Origin of the sequence: Shewanella atlantica, assembly GCF_003966265.1 — a bacterium.
Classification (GTDB): domain Bacteria; phylum Pseudomonadota; class Gammaproteobacteria; order Enterobacterales; family Shewanellaceae; genus Shewanella; species Shewanella atlantica.
The window spans coordinates 1-16647 of record NZ_RXNV01000004.1; the positions used below are offsets into that span (position 1 = coordinate 1).

The 16647-nt window shown below is 46.8% G+C and carries 16 protein-coding genes; 12 read left to right on the plus strand and 4 right to left on the minus strand.

Features of this window, described 5'->3' with window-relative positions:
• Window positions 1–688: 688 nt before the first annotated feature.
• Window positions 689–1534 (minus strand): universal stress protein, encoded by an 846-nt coding sequence (locus EKG39_RS11235; protein ID WP_126505848.1) that lies wholly within the window; start codon window positions 1532–1534, stop codon window positions 689–691.
• Window positions 1535–1547: 13 nt separating this feature from the next.
• On the minus strand, window positions 1548–3041 hold the full coding sequence (locus EKG39_RS11240) for a SulP family inorganic anion transporter (protein ID WP_126505849.1): 1494 nt from the start codon (window positions 3039–3041) through the stop codon (window positions 1548–1550).
• Between the two features lie 688 nt (window positions 3042–3729).
• Between EKG39_RS11240 and EKG39_RS11245 the strand changes: the two genes are divergently transcribed.
• The 9 genes from EKG39_RS11245 to EKG39_RS11285 all read left to right on the plus strand — a co-directional run bounded on the left by EKG39_RS11245 (window position 3730) and on the right by EKG39_RS11285 (window position 9754).
• Complete coding sequence (locus tag EKG39_RS11245) at window positions 3730–4179, plus strand: host attachment protein (RefSeq protein WP_126505850.1); 450 nt, start codon at window positions 3730–3732, stop codon at window positions 4177–4179.
• Window positions 4180–4298: 119 nt separating this feature from the next.
• The gene (locus tag EKG39_RS11250; protein WP_185817582.1) at window positions 4299–4739 is read left to right on the plus strand and encodes a DUF2784 domain-containing protein; all 441 of its coding nucleotides are present in this window, start codon (window positions 4299–4301) and stop codon (window positions 4737–4739) included.
• 419 nt (window positions 4740–5158) lie between these two features.
• Window positions 5159–5476 (plus strand): HPF/RaiA family ribosome-associated protein, encoded by a 318-nt coding sequence (locus tag EKG39_RS11255; RefSeq protein WP_126505852.1) that lies wholly within the window; start codon window positions 5159–5161, stop codon window positions 5474–5476.
• A gap of 221 nt (window positions 5477–5697) precedes the next feature.
• A complete protein-coding gene (locus EKG39_RS11260; protein ID WP_126505853.1) occupies window positions 5698–5898 on the plus strand; it encodes a hypothetical protein in 201 nt (66 codons plus the stop codon).
• A 4-nt stretch (window positions 5899–5902) separates the two neighbouring features.
• Window positions 5903–6250: a DOPA 4,5-dioxygenase family protein gene (locus EKG39_RS11265; protein WP_126505854.1), complete on the plus strand. Its 348-nt coding sequence runs from the start codon at window positions 5903–5905 to the stop codon at window positions 6248–6250.
• Between the two features lie 221 nt (window positions 6251–6471).
• A complete protein-coding gene (locus tag EKG39_RS11270) occupies window positions 6472–7860 on the plus strand; it encodes a hypothetical protein (RefSeq protein WP_126505855.1) in 1389 nt (462 codons plus the stop codon).
• A 51-nt stretch (window positions 7861–7911) separates the two neighbouring features.
• Complete coding sequence (locus EKG39_RS11275) at window positions 7912–8427, plus strand: gamma-glutamylcyclotransferase family protein (protein WP_126505856.1); 516 nt, start codon at window positions 7912–7914, stop codon at window positions 8425–8427.
• Between the two features lie 453 nt (window positions 8428–8880).
• Complete coding sequence (locus tag EKG39_RS11280) at window positions 8881–9327, plus strand: hypothetical protein (RefSeq protein ID WP_126505857.1); 447 nt, start codon at window positions 8881–8883, stop codon at window positions 9325–9327.
• Between the two features lie 100 nt (window positions 9328–9427).
• A complete protein-coding gene (locus EKG39_RS11285) occupies window positions 9428–9754 on the plus strand; it encodes a helix-hairpin-helix domain-containing protein (protein ID WP_126505858.1) in 327 nt (108 codons plus the stop codon).
• Between the two features lie 209 nt (window positions 9755–9963).
• Here EKG39_RS11285 and EKG39_RS11290 read toward each other — a convergent pair whose 3' ends face one another.
• Window positions 9964–10701 (minus strand): SDR family NAD(P)-dependent oxidoreductase, encoded by a 738-nt coding sequence (locus EKG39_RS11290; RefSeq protein ID WP_126505859.1) that lies wholly within the window; start codon window positions 10699–10701, stop codon window positions 9964–9966.
• Window positions 10702–10939: 238 nt separating this feature from the next.
• Window positions 10940–11509, minus strand: coding sequence for an NAD(P)H-dependent oxidoreductase (locus tag EKG39_RS11295; protein ID WP_126505860.1), 570 nt, complete (start codon window positions 11507–11509; stop codon window positions 10940–10942).
• A gap of 149 nt (window positions 11510–11658) precedes the next feature.
• On the opposite strand from EKG39_RS11295, the gene EKG39_RS11300 reads away from it, so the two are divergent.
• The 3 genes from EKG39_RS11300 to EKG39_RS11310 all read left to right on the plus strand — a co-directional run bounded on the left by EKG39_RS11300 (window position 11659) and on the right by EKG39_RS11310 (window position 16465).
• Window positions 11659–12549: a LysR family transcriptional regulator gene (locus tag EKG39_RS11300; RefSeq protein ID WP_126505861.1), complete on the plus strand. Its 891-nt coding sequence runs from the start codon at window positions 11659–11661 to the stop codon at window positions 12547–12549.
• Between the two features lie 104 nt (window positions 12550–12653).
• Window positions 12654–13169 carry a GrpB family protein gene (locus tag EKG39_RS11305; RefSeq protein ID WP_126505862.1) on the plus strand — a complete coding sequence of 172 codons (516 nt, stop codon included), beginning with the start codon at window positions 12654–12656 and terminating at the stop codon, window positions 13167–13169.
• A gap of 233 nt (window positions 13170–13402) precedes the next feature.
• Window positions 13403–16465, plus strand: a complete 3063-nt coding sequence (locus EKG39_RS11310) for an Lcl domain-containing protein (RefSeq protein WP_126505863.1) — start codon at window positions 13403–13405, stop codon at window positions 16463–16465.
• The last annotated feature ends 182 nt before the right edge of the window (window positions 16466–16647 follow it).

A 16647-nucleotide genomic window follows, 5' to 3' on the forward strand; every position in this document is an offset into this window, starting at 1 on the left:
ATGGCATTTACTCGTGGTAATTTTTGTTTGGCGATAAATTTGATCACCAAATGCCATGAATGTTCCTCACTATTTTACCTATCTCATTATTTCAGCTTACCTTTTTGTGGGGATTCGTCAGGGTCAGAGTAAAATTTACTAGGTAAGGATAAATTGTTCTGAGCGAATTGGTTCCTTCGAATAATTAAAGTTACTTTTCCTAATCGAAACCTCATGGCCAGAGCCTAATCTCTGGCGCCTATCAACCGCAACTCCGCTGAAGGAAGTTGCGGTTTTTTATACCAAGCGCCGCAGCTGAATTAATAATCTGCTTCGAGTCACGAAGGTTAAGGTAGGTCAAATATCAGTGTCGTGGTTTGACTGTCCGAGCTATAAGTTAATAGGGTCAGAGTTAAATTTAATCGATCATGACAAATTATTCGGTGCAAAGTAGGTCTTTCCGCTAAATTAAGATACTTTTTCTAATCAATGTCAGGTTAACTAGAACTATTGATCTAACCCACTTATGTACACTAACGCCATAGCGCAGCATCAAAAAGCCGCAATCCCCTGAAAGGAATTGCGGCTTTATCTACTTTGTTTAACTGAGAGTTGAGTTGGCAGGCTTAGACAGGCAAGTCTCAGCCCTCTCTACTCTTTACTCTCTACCCAACTCTCTGCGCCTTTATCTACTTTTTTTAGATGCGTGTTAACGGATCAAGAGTAGCGGGACCGCACTTTTCACCAGCACTTCGGTCGTGTTGCTGCCGACAAAGAACTGTCTGAGTTTTGAGTGACCAAAAGCTCCCATCACAATCATCTCCAGCTGTTGTTCTTGCTGATAATTAAGCAGCGCTTCATCGACACGCCCGGACAGGATATTCTCACTCACGCTAACTCCGGCTTCCCGAAGTCGCATGGCTGCCTGATCGAAAGCCGTACTCTTGCTGCCCGATTCATCCACCATCACCAAATGACACTCGAGCCCTGCAAGTAGAGGCGTATTTATCGCCTTTTCAATCAGCTTCTCACTGGTTGCACTACCATCGAAGGCTATCATATAGGAGCCAGGCGTCACGAACGTATCGCTGACCACTAAGATATGCGCTTTAATGGAACGAATAACACTTTCGAGCTGCGAGCCAATGGTCTTACTGGTGCTATGGTCTTCACCCGACTTACCAATCACTAATACCCTTAACTCACTTTCTAAGTCTATTAGACTCTCTTGGAGGCTACCATGGCGTTGCAATTTACTGATCTCTTCGACACCTTTGGTGCAAGCCAACGCCCTGGCATCTTCAAGTAATTGCTTACCATGCTTAAGGGCAACTCGGCTGCGGGTTTCATCGAGTTCCACCAGCTCATTGAGGAGTTCCTCTTGAGTGCCTAAACCTATCTGTCCCGACAATTCGCTCACCACAGGCCTCGTAGTTTTATCGAGTACATGCAGTAAGATAAGGGGGGCCTTAACCTTCTGTGCTACCCAAGTACTGGCTTCGCAGGTTGCCAAAGTCAATTTTGAGCCATCTATACAGGCGACGATATTCTTCATTTGTCTCATCCTATTAGTGTCCAGCCAGTAATTTTTCAACTTCTTCAGGTTTATCGTGCACGCCGAATTTGTCGACGATAGTGCTCGTAGCTTGATTCATACCGACAAGGTTAACTTGCGCTCCCTCTCGGCGGAATTTAATCACCACTTTATCCAATGCCGTCACCGCACTCACATCCCAAAAGTGGGCGGCAGACAGATCGATGGTTACCGTCTCTAAAACCTCTTTAAAATCGAATGACTCGATAAACTTGTCTGACGATGCGAAAAAAACTTGCCCGATAACTCTATATTCCCGGCTATCACTCTCACTCTCACTAACATCATCTCTGACCACCATCATACGACTGATCTTATTCGCAAAGAATAGTGAGGCAAGCAATACCCCGATAAATACACCAATGGCTAAATTATGCGTAACGACCACGATGGCGACTGTGGCCAGCATAACTATGTTGGTCGACAGTGGATGCTTTTTCAGATCGGTAATCGAACGCCATGAGAAGGTACCGATTGCGACCATGATCATGACCGCCACTAACGCCGCCATTGGGATCTGTTTTAACCAGGGCCCAAGAAATACCACCATAATCAACAGATATACGCCCGCCGCTAACGTGGATAAGCGTCCACGTCCACCGGATTTAATGTTGATCATCGATTGACCAATCATGGCACAACCGGCCATACCACCAAGAAAGCCGGTGAAGATATTGGCAACACCTTGGCCCTTACACTCGCGATTTTTATCACTCTTGGTATCGGTCAGGTCATCGACAATCGTCGCCGTCATCATTGACTCTAATAAACCCACTACAGCAAGGCCCATGGAGTAAGGCAATACAATCAACAAGGTTTCCAGATTTAACGGCACATCGGGCCATAAAAAAATCGGTAAGGTATCGGGTAGATTTCCCATGTCGCCGACAGTTCGCACGTCAATATTAAACCATATGGTAATAGCGGTTAACGTAACAATACAGATCAACGGAGATGGAATTATTTTGCCGATAACCGGCAGGTATGGAAACAGATAAATAATACCAAGGCCTGCCGCTGTCATAGCATACACATGCCAGGTCACATTGGTCAGTTCCGGCAGCTGGGCCATAAAAATCAATATTGCCAGCGCATTAACAAACCCGGTTACCACAGAGCGCGACACAAAACGCATCAAGCTACCCAGTTTCAAATAACCCGCTAATATCTGTAGCAGGCCCGTTAACACGGTTGCAGCAAGCAGGTACTCTAAACCGTGCTCTTTCACCAGTGTGATCAGCAGCAATGCCATCGCACCAGTTGCCGCAGAGATCATTCCGCTGCGCCCGCCAGTAAAGGCGATGACTACCGAAATACTAAATGAGGCATATAAGCCGACTTTAGGGTCTACACCCGCAATAATAGAAAATGCGATAGCCTCGGGAATGAGCGCTAAAGCCACAACGATACCCGCGAGCAGATCGCCACGGATATTTGACATCCAATCAGTTTTAAAGTTTTTTAACATTGAACTCTCAGTTTTGCACGGCACAGGGCACCAGAAGTAATGCCTGGAGTGTGATTCGTGCTTCTTTGATAAAATTTTGGCGCAGAAAAATAGTCGAAAAAACGACAAAGAATTAACAAGCGCAAAGAATAAGCATGGTGCTTAGGTAGCAATGAAAGCTATAGGGAGGGCGGAACGTTAAGGTGGCGTAATTAACACAGTGATCAATATCCTCTGAATGAAACGTAGCTGCATTCTACCCTCATTATTTTGCAGATTGAATACCTATGAGCACTTTTTTCACTAGTTCCCATGGAACCCATTTAGTATTGCCGCAATTTTTACCGGTAGATAATTCGGCAGGCTATAGGCCATCCCCCCATATCCTGGTGATAAGTCCCGAGCATAACTATCTGACTTTCACTCTAAAAATGGATCTAAAACCGACTCTGCAATAGAAAGATCATGGCAAGTTAAATATCAATGCCGTCGCCTGACTGTTCGACCTGTTGACTAAGGAAATTGAGAAAGGTAATGGAAATTAATACTGAAAAATTAACAAAACATACGCTGAATTGACTGATAAAGAATAATTCAGACTGTATGCCTCTGGCGAGCCGACTGATATTGCCTACAATATAAGTGACTCGAATTGTCTAATTTTAAATTAGGATAGGTTATTAATTATAAACTTACAGGGAGAGATATGATGAGTAGTTGGATTTTGGTAGCCGATAGCGCACATGCACGTCTATTTAACGCTGAAACAAAAAAATCTGCATTAAACGAGATTGAGGACATGATCCATCCCGAGGCGCAGCAGCACGAACAGAAGCTAACCTCAGATCTGCCCGGAAGTCAGGCAGGTGGTGCCAAGGGTAGCCACCACTCAGTTAGTGGTAAAACAGCTCCCAAGGAGTATGAGGCGGTAAAATTTGCCAAACAGCTCTGTAAATACCTTGAGGCGGCACATAATGCGCAGAAATTCTGCCAACTGATTGTTGTTGCCGCACCTGCATTCCTTGGGCTCTTACGCAAGGAGATGAACAGTAACGTCGCTAAGGTTATTACGTTGGAGCTCGACAAAGATATCGTTGAGCAGGACGTTAACTCTATTAGAGGACACCTGCCCACTATTCTGCCCCACCTAACCACCTAAGTCGGCAAACCCATATTTTTTCACTGTATATCTCGTTATGTTCGAAGAGCTTATTTATGTGAGACAGGCCATTTTAGTGGCCTGTCTTATGAGCATCGGCAAGATTGAATTAAATAAAAATGGGTGGCCGGGGGGAACCTAAGGTGCTCTATCTATTTGCAGCGGAAACTTTGCTCTTTACTCATGTTCTTGTTGTTGGATTCGTTATATTCGGTCTGCTTCTGATCTTAGCCGGAAAGCTATTTTCATGGTCTTGGGTTAGAAATCCATGGTTTCGTGTGGCCCACATCACGAGTCTTGCAGTTGTCGTGTTCCAGTCATGGGTTGGCGTGATTTGCCCTCTCACAAGTTGGGAAATGGCGCTCCGCTCTAAGGCTGGCGATACTGTGTATGCGGGTTCATTTGTATCTCATTGGCTAACAGAAATTTTATATTATCAGGCTCCAGAGTGGGTGTTTATAGTTAGCTACACCACATTTGGATTGCTTGTTTTGGCTTGTTGGTTTTGGGTGCGTCCGCGTTCATTTACTACGCGCGGAAATCATGTACCACCTAAATAGGATTCTAAAAATACAGTTGACTGCTTAAGCTGAAACTTGCCGCCCCCCCGCCTTCTGTTATATCGACCTGGTTTGGAGTGTGTATTGGTAATCCTCGTCTATCTGTAATTTTATTCAGTCGCATTTATTTTGAGCACATTTTAAAGAAATAACTCCCTAAACTATGCGCTTTTTTCACTTGTGACCTAATATAATATTGTGTATTTCAGAGAGTTATAGCTGAGCTGGTTTATATAATAGGTTTGGAAAACGTGCATGCACACTTACACCGAAGGAATGTTCAGGCTGACATCGGTTTTCGCCTCTAATACAACAGATTACCAAAGCGCATTTTTACCGGCCTAACGATCACAGTGAGCGTGTGCACGATACTAAGACGTTAGGCCTACCGTAAACTCAAATTACAAGAGAAGATTGTCATGCAAATTCAGGTCAATACAGATAAGAACATCTCCGGGCGAGAAGCACTTGCTCAAAGTGTCGAAGATGTTTTGAGATCCGATCTAAGCCGTTTCAGTGATCATATCACGCGCATTGAAGTACATTTAAGTGACGAGAACAGCTCGGCTAAGCAAGGAGTGACGGACAAGCGCTGTTTGCTGGAGGTCAGGCTTGCCGGGGAACGCCCAATTGCAGTCAGCGAGCAGGCGGAAACTGTTGGGGAAGCGGTTGGAGCCGCATCCCAACAAATGGTTAATATGCTAGAGACTGAGTTGGTTAAGCGTAGCAAGAGGTAACTGCAGCCCTTTGCTCATCCATGCTTAGGCCTAACAAGCGAGGGGACAAAGAGCGTCGAAAAATCGCTCCGCCTTGTGCGTCGAACGTTATCCCCCTTTCACATACTTTTTCTTATCCGAAAGTGGAGTTTTAGAGCAGAAAGTCCATCAATGCTTGCCTGACCGGCGTTGGAAATTTAGACTTAAAGGACCACAGACTTAGCGAGTTAATGGATTAATTAATGAAGCCTAAAATTTATCTAAACTATCTGGTTGCAGCAATCTTAACGGCCCCCCTATTAAATTTACTCATCGACAGTGGTGGTATCACAGCCGGAAAGCTTGTCTGCATCGTTCTGCTTTTTTCCAACCTGTTACTAGCATCGCTCTTTCATCAGGAGAGAGTGAAGAATCGAGGAGAAACTATAACAACCAGAGGTTAATCTTATGGCATTCCCGGCCAATAAATTTTCGGATTACCACGCTCACCTCTATTTTGATGAGAACTCATTGGCTCACGCTACTCAGCTGAGAGATAGGGTCTATAATCAGCTTGGTTTGTACGTGGGTAACTTAAATACCAGGTTAGTCGGCCCTCATCCCCAGTGGAGTTTCCAGATCTCATTCACCGGTGAGCAGTTCGATATGTTCCTGCCCTGGATAGACAAAAACCGAAATGGGTTATCTGTCTTATTACATCCGGTGACGGGCGATGACCTGATAGATCATAGCGACTATGCCAGTTGGCTGGGCCAGCCGTTAACCCTGAAGCTGTCAATATTCGACGCAGAGTGAAGGGGTGTCCGGATAACCAGACATTAATTAAGTAGCGAGCTATTAAGAAGAAAGCTAATTATTAGACAAGTGTGTATTAGCCTTAGTTTCTATCGCTATTTATATAGTAACTTTCTCAAATAGACTGAGCTTTAACAAATTGAATGTTAACAAGCCTCACTTAAAAAGAGTGAACGTTAAACGACTGAACTAAAACTAGTAATTACAGATGGGAGTATCAAATGAACAAGGATGAACATGCTAAGCCCGATGGCAGAGAAACGCTGCAATTAACCCAATGGGAACTCGAAAATCTGCACCTGCCACCTGTAACCACCGTAACCCTGTTTGAAGGCGCTCCCCCGGTCGAGTACCTACGTCAGCGCCTGGCAATGATGCTGGAGAAAAATCCCTGGCTCACATCCCGAATCGTTAAAAAGAGCACCGAAAATAAGGTAGTAGCACTGGCTTACTCAACAAGCGTTGAGCCTGAGGCCAGTATCGACCAACATCTGACCGTTCATGCGCCGGGAGATACAAACTTTTCACTTAGCATGCCATATGAAGCATTGGTTAATACGTTACTGCCGGTGCAGTGCGCACGCTCAAAACCTGCCACAGATAAAGATGAGGCGCTGTTTAAGGTGGCGGTGATTCCGGTAAAAGTGGAAGCTATAGATAGCGACTCTTCTGCGCCTCTGCAACAGGCTATGACTGAGGCTGGTTTCGCGCTGGTTATCTCTATGAACCACACCCTGGGAGACGGCCATACCTATTATAAATTGTATGACATGTTAAGTGCCGACACCGACATAGAGGCACTCGACCCTGTGCGGGTGGACGGTTTTGAAGCAGCCAAAATTCAGGTGGTTGGTGAGCAAGAGAGTGCCATGTTCAGGTCACCCGCTGTGGCTATGGGGATCATGGGAGATTATCTGGGCGCAAAGATAACGCGTCGCCCTCCACAAAATGTCGCTATTCACCACATAGAGCCTGAATGGCTGTCACGGCAAAAAGCCAAAGCAAAGCAGGAACATGTGGCCCCCTTTGTCTCGAGTAACGATATTATAAGCTCATGGTTCTTTCGCGAGATGCGAGCAGACTTGAACATCATGTTGGCCAATTTCCGCAGCCGACAGCCCTCCATTGCGGGTCTGAACGAGCAACACGCAGGTAATTACGAAGCCAACGTGCCCTATTTCAAAGGCGATATAGAAAACCCGGCCCTCATCCGCCAATCTATCCACAACCCGGACGGCACCTTTCGCGCACGACGGGCGGGAACGCCTGCCACCGAGATCCCTGAATTCATGACCCTGCTGCACAACAAGAGCGCGCTCATCACCAACTGGGCGACCTTTTACCGTGATCTCGTCCTGCCAGGTAAAGCTGAAGAGCGAGAAGACAGCGAAGAGCCACGAACACAAAATCCAAAACTGCATTTTCCCATTATGGAGTCCAACGGCATTATCACCTCGGTCTGGAATAACGGCATCATCTTCCGTCCCCGTGCCGGTGAGTTGGGGATACTCATGATCTCAAACCATTTCGATAGCGAAGGTTTAAACGGGGTATCCATAAAAAAAGCACAGGATGACCCAAATAGTCCGATTGGCGAACGTATTGTTTAGCTGATAATTGCCAACGGGCTGTCTGAGCCGACGCCATTCTTTGGAGGTAGCGTGAAGTACTTTGCATATGGCTCTAATATGTCACTTTTAAGATTACAACAACGAGTACCAAGTGCTGCAAGGCTTGGTGCTTTTATTCTTAAAGAGCATGAATTACGTTTTCATAAAATTGGTAAAGATGGCTCAGGAAAATGCGACGCTTTTCGCACGAACAAAATTGATGATTTTGTCATAGGGTCGCTGTTTGAAATAAATGAAGCAGAAAAAGAGGCGTTAGATAGAGCGGAAGGCTTAGGTTATGGTTACAGTGAAAAAACCGTCACTGTACAAAATGACGCTGGCGATATCTTTGAAGCATTTACATACTATGCGACCAGAACAGACTCATCGCTGAAGCCTTACTCCTGGTATCTGAACCATGTTGTTATTGGTGCAAAAGAGGCAAACGTACCGACTCGATATTTTGCAAAGATTGAGTCTATAGTGTGCATAGAAGACCCGAATAAACATAGAGATTCAGAGCAACGTGCAATCTACCATTTACAGAGTCTTCAACCGGGATCGTAACCGTTTATGGTTCTGTTAAAGGTGAGATGGTTCTGTTTGATAACTGTAATGACGTACTCAAATCCCTGCCCGTATAGCCTCGATAAACTTTAGTTGCCCCATTGAAGCCCCCCTCCCTCTTGAGCACTGCATACATATACAAGGCATGGCTAATATTGAGGTAATTGCTATAAAAAAGATGCATAAATCCTCAAGTTTACGCTCCGAAAACACGTGTGCAAAAGACTTCATCAAATATTATCAATAACTTGCAACAGGAAGAAAGTGTTATACAGACCTCTTAAACACCCACGCATTTTTTTATCGGCCACTAGCAGGCGATTTTCCAGACCAGCAAAAAATAAACAGCTTACAACAATAAGTTACAAGTGATAGCTTTATTAAAATAATCGAGCAGTCGAGAACGTTATCCTGCTGCAATTGAATAAGCTGTTAGGCATTTAAGGAAGTATCGTGGATTCAGGTAAGAATAAATTTTTAATCATTGGCTCAATTTGTAGTGCAGTTGCTGCTTTAGCTCATTTAGGTTGTATTGTTTTTGGTGGTGACTGGTATCGTTTTTTTGGTGCTGGTGAGCAAATGGCCAGAATGGCTGAAGATGGACATTGGTATCCGACTGTAGTTACATCAGTTATTGTGTTGGTTTTATCTATTTGGTCGTTATATGGCCTGTCTGGCGCTAAAGTTCTTTTTAAACTTCCTCTTCTTAAACTTGGCTTAATTGTTATCTCGCTAATTTATTTAGTTCGTGGAGTAGCGTTTGTTGCAATAATGCCAATGTTTCCGGAAAACAGTTTAACTTTTTGGCTTGTCAGTTCTGGTATTTGTTTATCTATAGGTATCCTCTATTCAATTGGCACCTTCCAGTGTTGGTCAAAGTTAAGTGTAAAAAATGCCTAGCAAGTAACTAAAGCGGGACTGCTAACTGTTGGCTCGGTTTCGTTTCGCTACACATTTAAGCCAACAATTATCAGCTCCTTAACTGGGCATTAGGCGAATCATGAATCCGAGCAAAATTGTCCGTGAAAATATTAGGAAGCTTACAGATCTTCCAAATATAGGTAAGGCAGGCGCCGCTGACCTTGAGTTACTTGGTATAGAGAAACCCGGTGATCTCATGGGGCAGGACCCGTATGAAATGTACGAGAGGCTCTGCATTTTAACTGGTAGCAGACATGATCCGTGTGTCATTGATGTGTTTATTTCAGTTATATGCTTTATCAATGGTGATGAACCAAAGGTTTGGTGGGAGTACACGGCGGAGCATAAGAGTGTGCAAGCTTCGAAGCAGGATATCGCCTACCAAGTCACTCAAAAGGACAAATAACAGTTGGATTTTGCAACTTCGTCACTTATTTTAGCCAACTATTATTTGCCTCTTTGTGAAGCGTTCATACTAATGAAGAATGTCAGGTAGAACCCTGAATAGTGCTCAAATCCGGGGCCGTTGAAAGCCCTAAATTTGGACTTTCAACTATTGCCTTTCAACTAAATGAATACCGGGATCATTTGAAAGCAGATCCATCTCAGTACGCTCTATAGTAAAAATCCGCCTCCGGCTTGCACAGATTGCCCGGTGATCCACCCGGCACCGCTACCGGACATTAACAGAACCGCATTTGCGATATCTTTGGGTTCGCCAAGGCGACCCATCGGAGTTTGAGCGATAATCATTCCCAGCATCTCTTCATTTGATTTAACATCGGCGGTTATATCTGTGTCTGTAAGGCCAGGTGCGACTGCATTGACTCTGATCCCCATTGGACCGAGTTCAGCAGCGAGTAGTCTGGTGGCATGATCCACGGCCGCCTTGGATGACGCGTAAGCCGCAACGCCCGGCATCATACCGCGTGCCGCAACGGATGAAATATTGACCACTGCCCCCTTACTATTGGCAAGATGGACTGTTGCCTCGCGGACAAGGGCCAGAGGCGCAAACACGTTGGTTCGGTAAATGCTCTCAATATCTTCATCACTCGTTTCAGATAGCGGGCCCATCTTCCCGGTTCCGGCGTTATTCACCAGAACATCAAGTCGTCCAAATTTGCTGATGGTTTGCTCAACAATTCGAGCTGGGTCCCCTTTTTTGCTGACATCTCCGACTATGGAGTATGCCTGCGGCCCCAATTCCTTGCTTGTTTCCTCAAGAACAGACTGTCTTCGGCCAGTGATAACCACCGTTGCCCCTTTGGCGATAAAAGCCGATGCTGTGGCTTTCCCAATTCCTGTTCCGCCGCCTGTGATTAGTACCACTTTGTTGTCAAAATTTTCCATTTGGTTTTCCTGATAGTTATGTAACCGGTTGATTTATTTGCCAGACAGGCGCTCGGTAGTGCGTCTGGCTAACAAACGTTTGTGCTGTTGACGTCACGAGCGTAAATCGAACTTGTGGGCTTTCAGACGCCAACTTACGAGGGAAAATCCCCCATAAGATCTTGAATTTATACTTAATCTTCACTGGTAAGTGAAATGATTAGCTTCACTTGATTTCCAGTAGTGATTGTGACGTTTATCACTGCCGTGATTCAGAGCCTGGCTGTTTGGCGTTGTAGTTAAGTCGCGGACTGGTCACATGGGAAATCAACGCTGGAACACTGGCATCGAGCCTGGTTTGGTCTCTGCTCATCGCGCTATGAAGAACAAATGGCGGCAGATAGGTCATACCGATCATCAATGCGGTCTGCTGAAAGGGCGTCAGAAGTTCAGGCATGGTAAAGCTGTTGAATGCGCCAGGTTGAAAGCTATCGGCCGGACCTCCGGTGGAGATAGCAAGCACCAACTCCTTTCCCCGCAGATTGTTGCCATCGGGGCCATAGGCAAAACCAAAGAGTAGCACCTGGTCGATCCATGCCTTGAGGACCGGCGGTGAAGAGTACCAGTAGAACGGAAACTGCAACACCACACGATCGGCCTGCTCAAGAAGCGCCTGCTCAACTGATGGATTAAAGCGCATTTCCGGCCCCCCTACGGCCGTCAGGTCGCGGGTGATGATCCCATCAACATCTGACAGGGCTTCAAACCACTTTCGATTGGCGGTGGAGGTAGAAAGATCTCGATGAGCGGTTAGCACAAGGATATCCATAAAGCAGGCCTCACTGTTGTGTTTCCTCGTGGCACTGTTGTTCGCCACGATGATTAAAATATTTCGTTTACTTGTTGCTTACTTTAATTAGGTTCACTAAAGTAAACAATACACCGAATATCAACCTCTCTAGTGAATAGAATCTACCAATGCGACTACCCCTTTCCACCCTTGAAGTATTCAACGCCATTGCGTGCCAAAAGAGCCTGCGGGGTGCGGCCCGAGAGCTCGGGGTTAAACCTTCAACCGTAAGCCATCAATTAAAAAAACTGGAAGAGCAGCTCGGCACCGCGCTGTTTATCCGAACAACCCGTTCAATTAGCCTAACCGAAGCTGGACGGGCACTGGCCCGTAGTACCGGACCGGCCTTCGAGCAGCTAGGCGAAGGTTTGTACAGTGCGCAAACCGCAGGGCACGATGAGCGTGGTTCCCTGAAGCTCGCAATACCCGAGTTTGCTTACTTTCTGCTGGTTCGAAACAAACTTGCTACGTTTCAGAAAAATTACCCTGAGATCGAGGTTGAATTGTCTATGACCGATGCTATGTCGGATATTCTGGATGAGGGGTTACACGCTGGGTTCCGCCTTGGTGGCTTGATTGCACAGGACATGGTTGCAGTCAACCTGAGCGGTCCACTGAAAACAGCTGTAGTGGCAAGCCCTGAATACCTTGAAACACATGGTGTTCCACGGGACCCGAAGGATCTGTTGAAGCACAACTGTCTTCGCTATCGGTTTCCAAGTTCAGGACAATTAGCGCCTTGGATCTTCACCGGGCCAGATAGCGTCTATCCGGTCGAAGTTCGCGGCAACCTGATTGCCAATTCATCACCTGCCACGATCGATCTGGCACTTCAGGGGCTTGGGCTGACCTTTACGTTTCGTGATTACTGCACCGATGCCTTGGCAGACGGAAAGTTAGTAGAGGTCCTTACAGAGCATCAGGCCCCTTTACCCAGCATGAATATCTATTTCCCAAGAGAATATCGAGCCATGATGCCACTTCGACTGTTCATCGAACATTTGAAAAATGGACGCTGATGAAACCGAGCCGATAAGAATCAATATGTGAGTGAAAATGGCACCCATATCAATGGCAGGGAAATGGACAGGCAAAGCGGCGTTTGTTGCTAAAGGAGGTTAACTTGAGCACTAGAGTTCTTGAAGTTGTTGACTACGATCCAAACTGGAAGAAAACGTTTGAAACTGAAAGAGCCTTGCTCACCAAGGCGATTGGTATCAATGCTGTTAAGATCGAGCATATTGGCAGTACATCTGTCATAGGATTAGCAGCTAAGCCTGTTATTGATATTCTAATTGAGGTTACCAACCTTAAGGAATTAGATACTGCAAATGAAAACTTAAAAGCACTTGGTTATAAAATTAAAGGTGAAAATGGTATTTCTGGCAGACGGTATTATCAAAAAGGTGGCAACCAACGTACTCATCATATTCATGCATTTCAAACAAATGATCTGCACCTAGATCGACATAGAGCATTTAAAGAGTACCTGATTGCACACCCTACCATTGCAACAGAATATGCTGCTATTAAAAAACAGGCTGTTTCCAAAAGCGGTAATATTAATGTTTATATGGTGCTGAAAAATGATTTTATTCAAAAGCATGAAAAACTAGCTCTCCAGTGGTTTGGCAACTAGCAAGGTTTTATATCAGGCCAGTCCACTTTGCCCGGGTCATATCAGCCTTCTAACTTACCACTTAAAACTTAATACTCTTATCCCCTTCCTCATTTCCTGCACATTGTGTCGTTATGGTGTTCCTAATCCAGGGTTATCACTGCAAAGCAGCCATTGACCTTTACACTTAAAGACCAAAGAGAGCGATAGCAAATAGCTCGACACTCCTTGGTGAAGTAGATAAGGAGGACCAAATGATATTCACCAGACCACGCACAACCGCAGCAGAGAGTATGACTTCTGTGAGCATTGCGTCGCTATTCGTTATATCTGCTATTGTCCTGAGCGGCTGTGGTGGCGACTCTAACGATGCTAATGAGGCTGATGCCCCCATAGTTCCCCCCGTAAGTAATAACGCGCCTGTAGCCAATGCGGGGGGCGACCAAACAGTTATGTCGGCTGCAGTTATCACCCTTGATGCCAGCGGCAGCTCAGATACCGATGGTGATGCCTTAAGCTACCAGTGGCAATTTACTTCTCTGCCCGATAGCAGCGCTGCCGTGCTCTCGGGTGCCAGCAGCGCAACTCCAAGCTTTAGCGCCGACACCGATGGCAGCTATGTGGTTGCTTTAACCGTATCTGATGGTACAGATGCCAGTGTCGATACCGTCACCATTACCGCCGAAGCGACAGACACTAACCATACGCCCGTTGCCAATGCCGGAATCGATAGAGGTGTCACAACAGGAGATAGTGTTACGCTCGATGGCAGCGACAGCTCTGATGCCGATGGTGATCCCCTAACCTACAGCTGGACATTAGATAGTGCGCCATCCGGCAGCAGTGCCAGCCTTAACAATGCAGCCACTGTTAATCCCGACTTTAGCGCCGATATCGACGGCGATTACCAAATCTCTTTGATTGTCAGTGACGGCAGTGAGTTCAGCCTGGCAGATTCGATAACCATTAGCAGCAGTACCGACAAGGGTTCGATACCAGTCAATCGAAGCTATGCCATCGTCGATACCAATCAAAACCAGTGCTACGACTCATCATCGGGCGACGCCACCAGCTGTATCGGCAGTGGCTATGACGCCGACTATAGCGGTAACCAACCCGATTATACCCTCAGCGATGACGGACTCATGGTTACCGATAATGTTACCGGCCTTATCTGGCAGCAGAGCAGCGACATCAACGGTGACGGCTCGCTGACAAGTGATGACAAGCTTTATCACAGTGACACCATGAGCTACTGCGAAAATTTAACTTATGGCGGACGCGATGACTGGCGTCTGCCCAGCATCAAAGAGTCATACTCGCTGATCCAATTCAGCGGCAAAGACCCAAGCGGGTATCAGGGCACGGATACCGCAGCGTTAACCCCTTTTCTCGATGTGGTTTTCGATTGGGCTTTCGGTGATGTGGCCAGTGGCGAGCGGATCATCGACGGCCAATTTGCCTCCAGCACTCAGTATGTCAGTACGACCATGAACGCCGATGCCACCACATTTGGGGTTAACTTCGTCGATGGACGCATCAAGGGCTACCCCAGCGAGAGATTACCCTTCTATGTGCGCTGTGTCAGCGGCAACACAGATTATGGTGTCAATGCGTTCAGTGATAATGGCGATAATACAGTCAGTGACGATGCCACCGGTTTGATGTGGCAGCAAGATGACAGCGATTCAGTGAATTGGGATGATGCTGTGGCGCAGTGCGAAGCATCGACCACCGCCTCCTACAGTGACTGGAGGTTACCAGACGCCAAAGAGCTGCAGAGCATAGTCGATTACAGCCGCTCGCCGGACACCGATAATCAACCGGCCATCGATCCGATATTTAACGCCAGCTCATTTAACAATGAAGCCGGTGAAAATGACTGGGGCTTTTACTGGGCATCGAGTACCCATGCCACCTATAACGGTAATGGCAGCAGCGCCACCTATGTGTCATTTGGCCGCGCTCTGGGCTATATGAACGGTACTATCATGGATGTACACGGCGCAGGCGCCCAGCGCAGTAACAATAAAACTTCGGTTTCTGCAACGCCGGGCGCAGGCTCAAGCAGCGGTGCTAGCGGTACTTTTTATTACCACGGGCCTCAGGGCGATATCTTGCGCGATAACAACAAGGTCAGATGTGTACGAGATATTGAGCCGAGCGATGTGACCGCAGAAAGCGAGGGCTACACCCTGTTTTCGCCGATGCAATCGACCGACACCTACCTGATAGACCAGCAAAGTAATACTGTGCATAGCTGGCAAAGCGACTACCGCCCTGGCCTGTCGGTGTATCTTATGGAGAGCGGCGAGCTGTTACGACCGGGCGTAATAACCAATAAGCCCGCCACGTTTGCGGGGCAAACCGGCGGCAGCGCCGGTGTGATCGAACTTCTGGATTGGAACAGCGAAGTTATCTGGCAAACCACGCTGGCCACCGACAGCTACCTGAGCCATCACGATGTTGAGATTTTACCCAATGGCAATATTCTGGCCATTGTCTGGGAGGCTAAAACCGCCGCAGAGGCGCTGGCACTTGGCAGAACCAGTGTATCGGGTGATAGCCTGTGGGCCGACGCCATCTATGAAATTTGCAGAGCCAGCGAGCAGAGCAACTGCAGCGACGGTGAAATAGTCTGGCGCTGGAGTACCTGGGATCATATCGTCCAGGACGCAGACAGCAGTATCAGTGAGACCTATGTCACCGATATCAATGAGCATACCGAAAAAGTTAATCTGAACTTCTTTAACGGCTCAGGCTCCGCCGACTGGACCCATGTTAACTCGGTCGACTACAACAGCGCTGCAGACCAGATACTCATCAGCGTGCGTAACTTCAGCGAATACTGGGTCATAGACCATAGCGATGCCAGCCGGGGCATAGTGACCCGGGTCGGCAACCCATCTGCCCATGGCGGCGACGGCGAGCAAACCCTGTTTGTTCAGCATGACGCGCAGTTTATTGAATCTGGTACAGCGGGCGGCGGCAATATTTTAGTGTTTAACAATGGTGCCAACCGACCCGAAGGCAATTACTCCTCTGTCGATGAACTGTGTTTTCAGGGAGAAGACTGCACGCCCGGTGAGATGATGAATAGTTATAGCGAAGGGGTTTCGGGCGAATTTTATGCCGACCATATCTCGGGCGCCCAGCGACTGAAGAGCGGCAATACACTGGTGTGTGAAGGCACGGAGGGACGTTTGTTTGAATATAACGCCAGTCATGAAGTCGTGTGGGAATACCACTATGGCTCAGAGATATTTAAGGCGACGCGCTATATGAGTGATCACCCGGGATTGGCAGAGCTGAATTAGTCTTGCGCATGAATCGAAGTAGATGGCTTATGCCGATTGGTAAGCTGATTGGTATCAGTCCATAAAACAGGGTACTTTTATAATAGTTACACCGTCCGTTATATCTGTACCTTGTTGTTATAAACAACTTTTGTTGCAAGAGACTGGTAATTACAAACAAGACATTCAGGACAAACCCGGCA